We start from the raw sequence: 13,431 nt of genomic DNA on the forward strand, positions 1-13,431 counted from the left end.
GGATCTGGTGGCGCGGGAGGACCCGCCGATCTTCGCCGTGCCGCCGCGGCGGTTCCGGGCTAGCGTCCCCCGGGTGAGCGATACCGAGGACGCCGGCGGGTCGCGGCAGCTCGATCCGGTGCGGCCCTGGCAGGTCCGGCGGCTCGCAGGTCCGGCAGCCGAGCAGCCGGGTGCATCGCCTGCGCAGGCGCGCCAGGACGCCGCGGGGCTGCCCGCCCGGCTCGCGCAGGTCGAGGCCGAGCAGGTCCGACTCACCGCCGAGCTGGCAGCGTCCCAAGCGCGCAACCGCCGGCTCGAGCACGAACTGGCGCGGGCCACCGCCGACCGACGGGCCGAACGAGCCACGGCCGAGGCAGGCCGGGAGGCCGCCGAGCGCGACCGCGTCGCGGCAGAGAGCGAGCGGCAGCGGACGGCAGCCGAGCTCGACGGTGCGTGCCGGCGCGCCGAGCAGGCTGAGCACACCCTGGCCGAGGCCGTCGAGCTGATCGAAGCCGAGCGTTCACGGTCGCTGGCCGCGTCGCGCGAGCAGGCAGCTCGGCTCGCCGCGGCCGAGCAGCGGGCCGATCGTGCCGAGCAGCGCGCCGAGGCGATCCGGCGGGAAGTGCTGGAGGAGCTGGCGGCCGAGCGCGCCCGGATTCGGGCCGAGCCGGGCACGACCGGCACCGCGGACGGCTGAGCGCTCGCCCGCGACGACCCGATCGGGCTGGCGCTGCTGTGGGAGAATTCGCGGGGTGACCAGCATCGCCGAGCGGGCTCCCTGGAGCGCTCGGCTGGAGGGAATTCCGCGCGCGTACGCCCCGGCGTTGGTGTCCGCGCTGAACGCGGTCGCCTTCTTGCTGGTCCGTCCGGACGTCAACGATCTGTGGGCCGCGCGGGCGAGGGCGTCCGCAGTCGACCACGGCGTCGGCCTCACCTACTGGTTCTCGTGGTTCGGCGGCGGGTCCACGCCCGGCAACTACTCGATCCTCACCCCGTACCTCTCCGCGCTGATCACCGCCGAACTGCTCGGCGCGCTGTCGGCCGTCGCGATCCCGGTGCTGTGCGCCGTCGCGATGCGTGGCACCGAGCACCCGGTCGCCGGCACCTGGGTCGCCGCCTTCGCGAGCGGCGTGAACCTGTGGAGCGGGCGCGTGCCGTTCCTGTTCGGCGCCGCGCTCGCGCTCGGTGCCCTGATCACCTTGCGCCACAAGCAGATCGTGCTCACCTCGATCCTCGCGCTGCTCAGCATCCTCGCCTCGCCGGTCACCGGGGCGTTCCTCGCGATGGGCCTGTCCGGCGTGTTCCTGTCCAACCGCGAGTACCGCCGGATCAGCTTGATCACGATCGCGGTGATCGGTGTCGGGCTGGCCGTGGTGGGGTTTGCCTTCGGCGCCCCCGGCCCGGAGCCGTTCTCGAACGCACTCAAGGTCGAGGTGGTCAGCGGGCTGCTGCTGATGCTGCTGACCCGCCCGCCGATCTGGATGCGCAGCACCATCTGGCTCTCGGTCATCGCCACGTTCGTGATCGCCGCGATCCCGAACGGGCTGGGATCGAACTTCAGCCGCATCGTCTGGTACTGCTTGCCGGCGGCGGTGGTCGCGCTGAGCAAGTTCCGGGTGTGGCTGCTGACTCTCATCGTCCTGCCGTTGCTCGTCGCCGGCGCGAACGGGACGGTGATCGACCTTCGCAACGCCGGGAAGCCGATCTCGACCGTGGCGTACTACAAGCCGCTCGCGGCGCAACTGGACACCATCTCCGGTCTGGCCAACTACCGCGTCGAGGTCGTCAACCACGGCGCGCACGCCGCGTACGACGCGCTGCTCGACCACGCGGTGCTGGCCCGCGGCTGGGAGACGCAGGAGGACATCGCCCTCAACTCCTCGCTCGCGCAGCACGACCTGGATGCGGTCACGTACAAGGCCTGGCTGGACAACAACGCCGTCGGCTACGTCGCCCTGCCCGCGATCGCGGTGAACGACTATCCCGAGTACCGCCTGGTGCAGGCCGCGACGCCGGACTACCTCAAGCTGATCTGGCAGACGGACGACTGGCGGCTGTACCGGGTCGCCAATGCGACGCCGATCGTGCCCAAGCCGGCCACGTTGATCGACGTCAGCCAGTCGAAGCTGACCCTGGCGGTGCCGTGCGCCTGCACGGTGAACGTCCGGATTCGCGCCTCGAAGTTCCTGCACGCCGAGGAGCGCGACACCAAGGCGGTGGCCCGGGTCAGCGACGACGGCTCCGGCTGGACCACCATCACCACCCCGGAGCCCGGCACCTACGTGCTGCGCGGCAGCCTGAGCGGCGGCCTGCTCCGCTGAACGCATGGCCGGCCCGCGCGAACATGTGGACAAATCGCGCGTTTTAGGCAGCTGCGGTCCGAACCCGCGGGAGTCATGCGATCGGACGTGACCGGCGTCACAACGGGTCCCGGGAACTTGAGCGTGCTCGACTCAGTTCTTTTGACATAGGCCTACGCCAGAGAGCAGGATGCGGCATGGGCCGCAAAGCCCAGTACTGAACAGACCAACCTCAAGGAGCAATCCCATGGCACGTGCGGTCGGCATCGACCTCGGTACCACCAACTCCGTCGTCGCGGCCCTGTCCGGCGGCGAGCCGGAGGTCATCGCGAACGCGGAAGGCGCGCGCACCACGCCGAGCGTGGTCGCCTTCGCCAAGAACGGCGAGGTGCTCGTCGGCGAGGTCGCCAAGCGCCAGGCCGTCACCAACGTCGACCGGACGATCCGCTCGGTCAAGCGCTACATGGGCGACCCGGCGTGGAAGGTCGACATCGACGGCAAGGGCTACACCGCGCAGGAGATCAGCGCGCGCGTGCTGCAGAAGCTCAAGCGCGACGCCGAGTCCTACCTGGGCGAGACCATCGCCGACGCCGTCATCACCGTCCCGGCGTACTTCAACGACGCCCAGCGCCAGGCCACCAAGGAGGCCGGTGAGATCGCCGGCCTGAACGTGCTGCGCATCGTCAACGAGCCGACCGCGGCCGCGCTCGCGTACGGCCTGGACAAGGGCCACACCGAGCAGACGATCCTGGTGTTCGACCTCGGTGGCGGCACGTTCGACGTGAGCCTGCTCGAGATCGGCGAGGGCGTCATCGAGGTCAAGGCCACCAACGGCGACAACCACCTCGGCGGCGACGACTGGGACCAGCGGATCATCGACTGGCTGAGCGACAAGTTCAAGGCCGCGCACGGCATCGACCTGACCAAGGACAAGATGGCGATGCAGCGGCTGCGCGAGGCGGCCGAGAAGGCCAAGATCGAGCTGTCCTCCAGCCAGCAGACGTCCATCAACTTGCCGTACATCACCCAGGACGCCGAGAAGAACCCGCTGTTCCTGGACGAGTCGCTCTCCCGCGCCGAGTTCCAGAAGATCACCGCGGACCTGCTCGACCGCACCCGCGCGCCGTTCCAGAACGTCATCAAGGACGCCAAGATCGACGTGGGCAAGATCGATCACGTCGTGCTCGTCGGTGGCTCGACCCGCATGCCGGCGGTGGCCGAACTGGTCAAGGAACTGACCGGCGGCAAGGAGCCCAACAAGGGCGTGAACCCGGACGAGGTCGTCGCCGTCGGCGCCGCACTGCAGGCCGGCGTGCTCAAGGGCGAGGTCAAGGACGTCCTGCTGCTCGACGTCACCCCGCTGTCCCTCGGTATCGAGACCAAGGGCGGCATCATGACCAAGCTGATCGAGCGCAACACCACGATCCCGACCAAGCGCAGCGAGATCTTCACGACCGCGGACGACAACCAGTCCAGCGTGCAGATCCAGGTGTACCAGGGCGAGCGGGACATCGCGGCGTACAACAAGAAGCTCGGCATGTTCGAGCTCACCGGCCTGCCGCCGGCACCGCGCGGCATCCCGCAGATCGAGGTCACCTTCGACATCGACGCGAACGGCATCGTGCACGTCTCGGCGAAGGACACCGCGACCGGCAAGGAACAGGGCATGACCATCACCGGCGGCTCGGGCCTGTCCAAGGACGAGATCGACCGGATGATGAAGGACGCCGAGGCGCACGCCGAGGAGGACCGCAAGCGCCGCGACGAGGCCGAGATCCGCAACTCCGGTGAGGCGCTGCAGTTCTCGACCGAGAAGTTCCTCGCCGACAACGGTGACAAGCTGCCGGCCGACAAGAAGGCCGAGCTCGAGGCCGCCGTCGAGGAGCTGAAGAAGTCGCTCGAGGGTGCCGACTTCGACGCGATCAAGGCTGCGCAGGAGAAGGTCTCGGCGATCGCGACCGAGGCCGGTGGCGCGATGTACGCGGCGGCGCAGGAAGCGGCCGGCGCGGCCGGTGCCGCAGGCGCCTCCGGTGCAGGGGCTGGTGCCGATGCCGGTTCCGCCGACGACTCCGTCGTCGACGCCGAGGTCGTGGACGAGGGTCCGGCCGAGGAGCAGAAGTGAGTTCTGAACACCCGGCGGAGCCGGTCGTCATCCGCGACAAGCGCAAGATCGATCCGGTGACCGGGGAGGCGCGTGAGGTCCCGGCCGAGGCAACCGCCCCGGCCGGGAGTGCGGCGGAGGACGACGTGCCCAAGGCCGAGGCGTTGCTGCTCGAGGAGCGCACCCGCGACCTGCAGCGCGTGCAGGCCGAGTACGCCAACTACCGCAAGCGGGCCGAGCGTGAACGGTCGGCGGCGGGCGACGTGGCGGTGAGCCGGGTGCTCACCGAACTGCTGCCCGTGCTGGACGACATCGATCGGGCGCGCAGCCACGGCGACCTGACCGGTGGGCTCAAGGCCATCTCGGACCAGCTCGAGCTCGTCCTGTCCAAGTTGGGCCTGGCCGCGTTCGGGGAGGAGGGCGACGTGTTCGACCCGACGATCCACGAGGCGGTCATGCACAACGAGTCACCGGAGGTCACCGAGCCGAGTTGCACGACCGTGATGCGCAAGGGGTACCGGCACGGCGACCGGCTGCTGCGCCCGGCGATGGTCGGCGTGTCCGACCCGGCGTCCGACCCGGCCTCCGCGGCGCAGGCGGCACCGTCCGCGGCGGCGGACGAGATCGGCGACGAGCCCGCCGACAACGAAGCAGACGAGTAACGACGGGAGGAGGTGACGCCCAGCGATGAGCGGACGGGACTTCGAGAAGGACTACTACGCGGCGCTGGGCGTCGCCAAGGACGCCGACGCGGGCGCGATCAAGAAGGCGTACCGCAAGCTCGCGCGCGAGCTGCATCCGGACAAGAACCCGGGCGACGCCAACGCGGAGGCGCGGTTCAAGGACGTCTCCGAGGCCTACGACGTGCTGTCGGATCCGAAGAAGCGGGCCGAGTACGACGAGGCGCGCACCCTGTTCGCCGGCGGCGGCTTCCGTCCGGGTGGCTTCGGTGGCGGTGGCGGCGGGTCGACCTTCGACATGTCCGACCTGTTCGGCGGCTCGAGCGGCGCCAACCTCGGTGACCTGTTCTCGGACCTGTTCGGCGGTGCCACACCTGGCACGTCGCGGGGCGGCCGGCGAACCGGCCCGACGCGCGGGCAGGATCTGAGCGCCACCGTCAGCCTCGGTTTCGACGAGGCCGTGCACGGGACCACGCTGCCGCTGCAGCTGTCCGGCCCGGGCGCATGCCGGCGGTGCCACGGGTCCGGGGCGGAGCCGGGCACCGGCACACACCGCTGCCCGACGTGCGGCGGCATCGGCACCATCAGCCGCAACCAGGGCGGGTTCAGCTTCAGCGAGCCGTGCCGCGACTGCCGTGGCACCGGCACCATCATCGACACGCCGTGCACCGAATGCGGCGGCACCGGGGTCACCAACCAGACCCGCACCATCACCGTACGGGTGCCGGCCGGGGTCCGCGACGGCGCCAAGCTGCGCATCCCCGGCAAGGGCGGTCCGGGCAGTGACGGGGGGCGCGCCGGTGACCTGTTCGTCACCGTGCACGTCGGCGGGCACGCGCTGTTCGGCCGCAACGGCGACGACCTCACCCTCACCGTGCCGATCACCTTCGCCGAGGCCACGCTCGGGACCACGCTGCGCGTGCCCACGCTGGACGGGTCGGTAGGCCTGAAGATCGCACCGGGCACCCCGTCCGGCCGCACGCTGCGGGTGCGCGGTCGCGGCGTCCCGCGCAAGGGCAAGATCGGCGACCTGCTGGTCACCGTCGAGGTGGCCGTCCCGCAGAAGTTGTCCGCCGGCGCCCGCGAAGCGCTGGAGAAGTACGCGGCCGAGCAGCCGGACGACCCGCGCCCGGCCATCACCGCGGCGCTCGCAGCGGCCGCGCGGGAGGCGCCCCGTGCCTAGGCCGCTGATTCCGCAGGACGTGCCGGACGACGCGCCGGTGTTCGTCATCTCCGTCGCCGCCCAACTCGCCGGAATGCACGCCCAGACGCTGCGCCAGTACGACCGGCTCGGTCTGGTCACGCCCGGCCGCACCGGGGGCGGCGGCCGGCGCTACTCGGCGCGGGACGTCGCCCTGCTGCGCGAGGTGCAGCGCCTCTCGCAGGAGGACGGCGTCAACCTGGCCGGCATCAAACGCATCATCGAACTCGAGTCGCACGTGGACGCGCTGCGCGCCCGTGTCGCCGAACTGGCCGCCGAACTCGATCACGCGCACGCCGAACTGGTGCGCCGCAGCAACCCGTCCACCGCGCTCGTCGTGTGGAAGCAACAGCAGCGGAGGCGCTGAAGATGACCACCATCCACCTCGCGAGTGGCGACCTGTACCCCCCAGTGGCGAGCATCCAGTCGCCACTGGGCGCCCTGAGTCGCCACTCGGCGGGGCAGGGCAGCAGCACGCCGCCGTCAGAACAAACCTGGAGAACCTGAGATGGACATGACCACGCGAAGCCAGCAGGCGGTGTCGTCCGCGGCTACCAGCGCGGCCGAGCGCGGCAACCCGGCGATCGAGCCCGCGCACCTCGCGGTCGCGCTGCTCGACGACGCCGACGGGCTGCCCCGGCCGCTGCTGCAGGCGGTGGGCGTGGACCCGATGACGATCCGGGCCGAGGTGCAGCGGGTCATCGACCGGCTGCCCGCAGCGTCCGGCTCGTCGGTCGGGGCGCCGTCCGGATCGCGGGCGCTGCTCGGGGTGCTCAGCGCGGCCGAGCGCGAGGCCCGGGACCGCTCCGACGAGTACGTCTCCACCGAGCACCTGCTGATCGGCCTGGCCGCGAACGGCGGCGAGGTGGCCGACCTGCTCAAGCAGCACGGCGTCACCCCGGCCGCGCTGCGCGACGCGCTGCAGTCGGTGCGCGGGTCGCAGCGGGTCACCAGCGCCGACCCCGAGGGCACCTTCCAGGCGCTGGAGAAGTACGCCGTCGACCTCACCGCAGCCGCGCGCGAGGGCAAGATCGACCCGGTGATCGGGCGCGACGCCGAGATCCGCCGGGTGGTGCAGGTGCTGTCCCGGCGCACCAAGAACAACCCCGTGCTCATCGGCGAACCCGGGGTCGGCAAGACCGCGGTCGTCGAGGGCCTCGCCCAGCGCATCGTCGCGGGCGACGTGCCCGAGTCGCTGCGCAACAAGCGGCTGATGGCGCTCGACCTGGGCTCGATGATCGCCGGCGCGAAGTACCGCGGCGAGTTCGAGGAGCGGCTCAAGGCCGTGCTGAACGAGATCAAGGACTCCGGCGGCCAGGTCGTCACGTTCATCGACGAGCTGCACACCGTGGTGGGCGCCGGCGCGACCGGCGAGGGCGCGATGGACGCCGGCAACATGCTCAAGCCGATGCTGGCGCGTGGCGAGCTGCGCATGGTCGGTGCCACCACGCTGGACGAGTACCGCGAGCACATCGAGAAGGACCCCGCGCTCGAGCGGCGGTTCCAGCAGGTGTTCGTGGGCGAGCCGTCCGTCGAGGACACCATCGGGATCTTGCGCGGGCTCAAGAGCCGGTACGAGGCGCACCACAAGGTCCGCATCAACGACGGCGCGCTGGTGGCGGCGGCGACGCTGTCCGACCGGTACATCACCAGCAGGTTCCTGCCGGACAAGGCGATCGACCTCGTCGACGAGGCGGCGTCGCGATTGCGGATGGAGATCGACTCCCGCCCGGTCGAGATCGACGAGCTGCAGCGCTCCGTCGACAGGTTGCGGATGGAGGAGCTCGCGCTCACCAAGGAGACGGACGAGGCATCGCAGCAGCGGCTGGCCAAGCTGCGCGGCGAGCTGGCCGACCTGTCCGAGAAGCTGGACGCGCTGAACACCCGTTGGGAGCGGGAGAAGTCCGGCCTGAACCGGGTCGGTGAGCTCAAGGAGCGCATCGACGAGCTGCACGGCCGCATCGAGCGGGCACAGCGTGACGGCGATCTGGAGACCGCGTCCCGGCTGCAGTACGGCGAGCTGCCCGCGCTCGAGCGCGAGCTGGAACAGGCCAGTGCCGCCGAGCCTTCGGCGGCCACCGACGTCCTGGTGAAGGAGGAGGTCGCGGCCGACGACGTGGCAGAGGTCGTGCAGGCGTGGACCGGCATTCCGGCCGGGCGGTTGCTCGAGGGCGAGACCGCCAAGCTGCTGCGCATGGAGGACGAACTCGGCGCCCGGGTGATCGGGCAACGGGCCGCCATCACGGCGGTGTCCGACGCGGTGCGCCGTGCGAGGGCCGGCATCAGCGACCCGAACCGGCCGACCGGCTCGTTCCTGTTCCTCGGCCCCACCGGCGTCGGCAAGACCGAGCTGGCCAAGGCCTTGGCCGACTTCCTGTTCGACGACGAGCGCGCGATGGTGCGCATCGACATGAGCGAGTACTCCGAGAAGCACTCGGTGGCCCGGCTCGTCGGCGCGCCCCCCGGCTATGTCGGCTACGAGGAGGGCGGCCAGCTCACCGAGGCGGTGCGGCGGCGCCCGTACACCGTGGTGCTGCTCGACGAGGTCGAGAAGGCCCACCCGGACGTGTTCGACGTGCTGCTCGCCGTGCTCGACGACGGCCGGCTCACCGACGGGCAGGGCCGCACGGTCGACTTCCGCAACACGCTGCTGGTGATGACGTCCAACCTCGGCTCGACCGCGCTGGTCGGCGAGGTGCTCTCGGACGAACTGAAGCGGGACACGGTGATGGGCGCGGTGCGCGGGCACTTCAAGCCGGAGTTCCTGAACCGCCTCGACGACATCGTGATCTTCGATTCGCTGAGCACCGAGGACCTGACCAAGATCGTGGACATCCAGGTGCATGCACTGGCTGCGCGGTTGGCCGCGCGCCGGCTCACGCTCGAGGTCAGCGACGCCGCCCGCGAGTGGTTGGCGATCAACGGGTTCGACCCGCTGTACGGGGCGCGTCCGCTGCGCCGGCTGGTGCAGACGTCGATCGGTGACGCGCTGGCCCGCGAACTGCTGGCCGGGCAGATCCGCGATGGCCAGACGGTGCTGGTCGACGCCCTGGACGACCGGTCCGCGCTCACCGTCGGCGGCCGCTGACGCTCCGGCCCCATCCGCCGCGTCCTCGGGTGGATGACCGTGGTCGTCGCGATCTGGCACCGCGCCGACGGCGACGGGCAGCGACGAGGGCGCAGCCAACTAGGGTGGGCGGGTGCGCGCCCTGCCGTCCGGATTGATCGCGCTGTCCGGACTGATCGCCGCCGGCCTGCTGGCCGGGTGCGCTACCGGCGCCGCGCAGAGCCCGACCGCCCCGTCCGCATCCGGCGTCTCGTCCGCCGTTGCTGTCTCCTCCGGCCCGTCGGCGAGCATGACGGCGCCCGTACCCGGCAGCGCCACGCACCCGGCCTCGGCGCGCACCCCGACGACGCCTGCCTCGTCACGACCGGCGAGGACCACGCGGCCACCGGTCCGCACCTCCGGACCGGTGGTCGGTTCCGGGTCGATCACCAGCCGCGCCGCGCAGGCCGTGAGGTACGCGAACGATCGGGGCATGACGTCCGGTGTCGCCGTACTCGACACGAGCACCAATCGCCTTTACGCAGGGGGCAATTCCACCGGCTACTACGCCAGCGCGTCGGTGGTGAAGACGTTGATCGCGGCGCGCTTGCTGATCGAGAAGAAGATGCACGGCGTCGTCGCGACGAAGGCACGCGCGATGATCACGCAGTCGGACAACGACGCGGCCTGGGCGCTGTACCCGTCCGTGGGCAAGGACGCGCTGCTGCCGTGGATGGAACGGCACTACGGTATCGAGATCGGCGCGCCGCCGACCATGCCGGGGATCTGGGGCAGCACGCAGATCTCGGCGCGCGGGATCGTGACGTTCTACGCCGCGGTACGGCACGACAAGGCGGTGTGGCCGTGGCTGTCCAGCGCGATGCACGACTACGCGCCGCGCTCGTCGTCCGGTGAGCCGAACCTGTTCGGGATCGCGGTGCCGGCGCCAGGGGCCGCGGTCAAGAACGGCTGGGACACCAACCGCGATGTCAAGGCCCCGTCGAACGCGATCGTGAACAGCACCGGCTTCGTGCAGGGTGACCGGTACGCGGTCGCGATCTTGTCCGAAGGGGCCGGTTCGCTGTACTACTCCGGCGGCGAGCGCATCGTGACCGACGAGGCCACGATCTTGCTCCCGCACGGCCGGGTGGTGTGAGCCGCGGTATCAGCACCGGCGAGCCGCCCTCTGGACGGCGGGGATGCCCCGCGTCAGACTGTCTCGACCCGGTCGCCAGCGCGGCGCCGGCAGGAGGAGGGATTTTCAGTTCGATGACCACGCCACCAGAGGACCCGTACGCACAGCAACCGCAGCAGCCGCAGTACCCGCCACCGGCCGCGCCGCAATACGGGCAGCCGCAGTACGGCCAGCAGCCGGGGCAGCAGCCGCAGTACGGCCAGCAGCCGGGGCAGCTGCAGTACCCGCCACCGGCCGCGCCGCAGTACGGCCAGCCGCAGTACGGCCAGCCGCAGTACGGCCAGCAGCCGGGACAGCAGCCGCAGTACGGGCAGTACCCGCCCGCGCCGGCCTACTCGGCATACCAGACACCGCAGACCGGTCAGGGCGTGCCGGCGTCGATGGGCAGCCGGCTACTCGCGCGGATCATCGACGCGTTGATCATCGGTATCCCGGCTGGAATCATCATCGCCATCGTCGCGGTGAGCGTGGCGGACAAGAACACCTGCACGACCGACGCCGCCGGTGTGGCGCACTGCACGACCAAGGGCCTGGGCGCGTTGCTCGCCGTCTACTTCATCTTCATCATCGCCTTCTTGCTGTACGAGATCTTGATGATCGGCCTGAAGGGCGCCACGATCGGCAAGCGGATGATGAGCATCCAGGTGCGCGATGCGGCCACGGGGGGCACGATCGGGGCAGGGCGCGCGTTCGTGCGCTACTTGGTGCTGGCGATCACCGGAGCCATCTGCACCCTCGGGTACTGGTCGCCGTTCTTCGACAGTTCGCGGCGCTACCAGGGCTGGCATGACAAGGCCGCGAACGACTTCGTCGTCTCGTCCCGCTGAGCCGTGCGCACGGACGTGAGGCCTGCGCCATCGCGGCGGCGTGCCCTCGCGTCCGTGCCGCAGGCCTACCGGGTCGGGGCCACGCTGCTACTCGCAGCCGCCGCCGACATCGCGATCGACCCGGTACACACCCACATCCCGCTGTGCCCGTTCAAGGCGATCACCGGCTGGCAGTGCCCGTTGTGCGGCGGCCTTCGCGCTGTCTACGAGATGGCGCACCTGCGGATCGGTATCGCGCTGCGCGACAACGTCCTTGTGGTGGTGGCGATCCCGCTGATCGTGACGCTGTGGCTGGCCTGGGCGCGCCGACGCGTGGCGCTGCGCACGCCGCGCTGGACGTTGCCCATGCTCGTGCTGCTCGGCGTGCTGTTCACGGTGCTGCGCAACCTGCCGCCGATGACGGTGCTGCGTCCATAGCTCACAGGTGATCGCTGATGCACTGGTTGTAGGCGGACGAGCCGGTGTTCAGGTCCAGGCAGTCGCGGAACTTGTTGTAGATGACGAACGTCAGGATCGTCGCGAGGATGGCACCGACCACGGCGCACGCGATGCCGCTGATCGCCATGCCGCGGCCTTCGCCGGACGGCTTGCGCTTGGCCTCGTTGAGCGCGATCAGGCCGAAGATCACGGCAAGCACGACGAACAGGGCGTCGAGGATGGACAGCCAGCAGAACACGATCGAGGCGATACCCAGCACGAGTGAGGCGATCGCCTTGCCGTTGCCGGTTCTCGGCTGCGGGTACTGCCCGTAGGGGGGCGGCGGCGGGACTGCCGGAAACTGCGGGTACTGCGGCCCGTACGGCTGCTGTGGATACTGCGGGCCTCGGGGGTGCTGCGGATGGGCCGCGCTCTGCTGCCCGAACGGCGCCGGTGGCTGGTACTGCAGATGCGGCGGCGGTTGGTAGCCGGGCGGGGCGTACTCCGGCGGGATCGGATGCTCGGGCGCGCCGAACCGGTACGGGTCGAAGTCCGGTGTGTCGTCGTTCTTGCTCAGCGACACCGGTTCGTGCCCGTCCTGCGGGGTGGTCATGGCAAGCCCTTCGGGAATTGCGGCGGTGTTGTGTCGAATCTAGTCAACGAACGGCAGCGCCTGCCCGTGCCCGCGCCGTGCTCGCCCCGGCGGCGGGCGCGGGCACGGTGCCGGCGCACGTACACTGCGCCGGTGAGCGATGCACCGCAGAACAAGCCCGCGCCGAAGATCTCGATGGCCAAGAAGCCCTCGAGTGCTGCGGTGAACCCGTCCGGTGGTAGTGACAAGCCGGACCGCCCGGCAGCGGTGCCGATCCCGCGGACCATCCAGCTCGCGACCGCGGCCGTGATCGGTGAGATCGTGTTCACCCTCGCGCACGCGCTCGCGGCACGCGGCTTCACCAGCCAACTGCTGCAACTGATGAAGCACGCGAACGACACGGCCAAGAAGCCGGTCAAGAACTTCGACGCCGTCAAGCAACTGGCCGACTACCGCACCGGACTGCTGGTACAGGGGCTGGTCATCTGCGTCGCGATGGTGATCCTCGGCCTCAGCCTGCGCCGCGCCCGCGGGGCCAGCGGAGCGCGCTGGGCGATCCTGATCGTGCTGGTGCTGACGGCCCAGTCGAACGGCCCGTTCGCGGTGTTCCCGATCTCGGGCTACCCGGGCACGCTGCAGGTGCTGCGCAGCCTGATCGGCGTCAGTTCCATCGCGCTGATCGTCTGCCTGCTGCTGCCGGAGTCGATGCGCTACTTCCGCGCCTGCAAGGCGGCGACCCGTCCCGAGGGCGCGCCGGCGCGGTCCGGGCTCGGCGCGCTGTTCGGGCCGCGCGGCGCGGGCGCCTCGCGCGGCGGTGCGCTCGGTGCCCGCACGGCCACGCGCGGCGGCGGCCTCGGTGCCCGCGGCGCTGCGCGCGCGAAGGCGGACGCGGCTGGTGCGGCCGAGGCGGAGGCGATCCGCCCGTCCGACGGGCCGCGTGGCCGGGCGAAGGCCAAGGGCCGTGCCGACGCCGACGCGGTCGCCAAGGGTGCGGCGCTGGCCCGCACTCGGGCCAAGGCGAGCAAGTCGCGGCGCACCCCCGAGACGTCCTGAACCTGCGCTTCCCCCACGCCGTGACGACATTTCGCCCGCT

Annotated in this window: 13 protein-coding genes; 11 read left to right on the plus strand and 2 right to left on the minus strand. The window is 70.9% G+C overall.

Features of this window, described 5'->3' with window-relative positions; all coding sequences use genetic code 11:
- Nucleotides 1–73: 73 nt before the first annotated feature.
- The 7 genes from M6B22_RS12645 to clpB all read left to right on the plus strand — a co-directional run bounded on the left by M6B22_RS12645 (nt 74) and on the right by clpB (nt 9,349).
- A complete protein-coding gene (locus M6B22_RS12645; RefSeq protein WP_269441910.1) occupies nt 74–676 on the plus strand; it encodes a hypothetical protein in 603 nt (200 codons plus the stop codon).
- 55 nt (nt 677–731) lie between these two features.
- Nucleotides 732–2,300 carry a hypothetical protein gene (locus M6B22_RS12650; protein ID WP_269441911.1) on the plus strand — a complete coding sequence of 523 codons (1,569 nt, stop codon included), beginning with the start codon at nt 732–734 and terminating at the stop codon, nt 2,298–2,300.
- A 226-nt stretch (nt 2,301–2,526) separates the two neighbouring features.
- Nucleotides 2,527–4,401: a molecular chaperone DnaK gene (gene dnaK, locus M6B22_RS12655; RefSeq protein WP_269441912.1), complete on the plus strand. Its 1,875-nt coding sequence runs from the start codon at nt 2,527–2,529 to the stop codon at nt 4,399–4,401.
- Nucleotides 4,398–5,042 carry a nucleotide exchange factor GrpE gene (gene grpE / locus M6B22_RS12660; protein ID WP_269441913.1) on the plus strand — a complete coding sequence of 215 codons (645 nt, stop codon included), beginning with the start codon at nt 4,398–4,400 and terminating at the stop codon, nt 5,040–5,042. The genes dnaK and grpE overlap by 4 nt, the downstream gene beginning before the upstream one ends.
- Nucleotides 5,043–5,067: 25 nt before the next feature.
- Complete coding sequence (dnaJ, locus tag M6B22_RS12665; protein WP_269441914.1) at nt 5,068–6,243, plus strand: molecular chaperone DnaJ; 1,176 nt, start codon at nt 5,068–5,070, stop codon at nt 6,241–6,243.
- Entirely contained in the window at nt 6,236–6,628 is a 393-nt protein-coding gene (locus M6B22_RS12670) for a heat shock protein transcriptional repressor HspR (protein WP_269441915.1), read from the plus strand. Before dnaJ ends, M6B22_RS12670 begins: the two co-directional genes overlap by 8 nt.
- A gap of 147 nt (nt 6,629–6,775) precedes the next feature.
- A complete protein-coding gene (gene clpB / locus M6B22_RS12675) occupies nt 6,776–9,349 on the plus strand; it encodes an ATP-dependent chaperone ClpB (protein WP_269441916.1) in 2,574 nt (857 codons plus the stop codon).
- A 99-nt stretch (nt 9,350–9,448) separates the two neighbouring features.
- Here the strand turns inward: clpB and M6B22_RS12680 are convergent, their stop codons facing one another.
- Entirely contained in the window at nt 9,449–9,802 is a 354-nt protein-coding gene (locus M6B22_RS12680) for a hypothetical protein (RefSeq protein ID WP_269441917.1), read from the minus strand.
- Here M6B22_RS12680 and M6B22_RS12685 point away from each other — a divergent pair.
- From M6B22_RS12685 to M6B22_RS12695, 3 genes are all read left to right on the plus strand, one after another.
- Nucleotides 9,801–10,463: a serine hydrolase gene (locus M6B22_RS12685; protein ID WP_269441918.1), complete on the plus strand. Its 663-nt coding sequence runs from the start codon at nt 9,801–9,803 to the stop codon at nt 10,461–10,463. The genes M6B22_RS12680 and M6B22_RS12685 overlap by 2 nt on opposite strands.
- A 113-nt stretch (nt 10,464–10,576) precedes the next feature.
- Entirely contained in the window at nt 10,577–11,329 is a 753-nt protein-coding gene (locus M6B22_RS12690) for an RDD family protein (protein WP_269441919.1), read from the plus strand.
- Between the two features lie 54 nt (nt 11,330–11,383).
- The gene (locus M6B22_RS12695) at nt 11,384–11,746 is read left to right on the plus strand and encodes a DUF2752 domain-containing protein (protein ID WP_269441920.1); all 363 of its coding nucleotides are present in this window, start codon (nt 11,384–11,386) and stop codon (nt 11,744–11,746) included.
- Nucleotide 11,747: 1 nt separating this feature from the next.
- Here the strand turns inward: M6B22_RS12695 and M6B22_RS12700 are convergent, their stop codons facing one another.
- Nucleotides 11,748–12,359 (minus strand): DUF4190 domain-containing protein, encoded by a 612-nt coding sequence (locus M6B22_RS12700; RefSeq protein ID WP_269441921.1) that lies wholly within the window; start codon nt 12,357–12,359, stop codon nt 11,748–11,750.
- Nucleotides 12,360–12,491: 132 nt separating this feature from the next.
- Between M6B22_RS12700 and M6B22_RS12705 the strand changes: the two genes are divergently transcribed.
- Complete coding sequence (locus M6B22_RS12705) at nt 12,492–13,391, plus strand: hypothetical protein (RefSeq protein ID WP_269441922.1); 900 nt, start codon at nt 12,492–12,494, stop codon at nt 13,389–13,391.
- The last annotated feature ends 40 nt before the right edge of the window (nt 13,392–13,431 follow it).

Source organism: Jatrophihabitans cynanchi (genome assembly GCF_027247405.1).
Taxonomy (GTDB): Bacteria; Actinomycetota; Actinomycetes; order Mycobacteriales; family Jatrophihabitantaceae; genus Jatrophihabitans_B; species Jatrophihabitans_B cynanchi.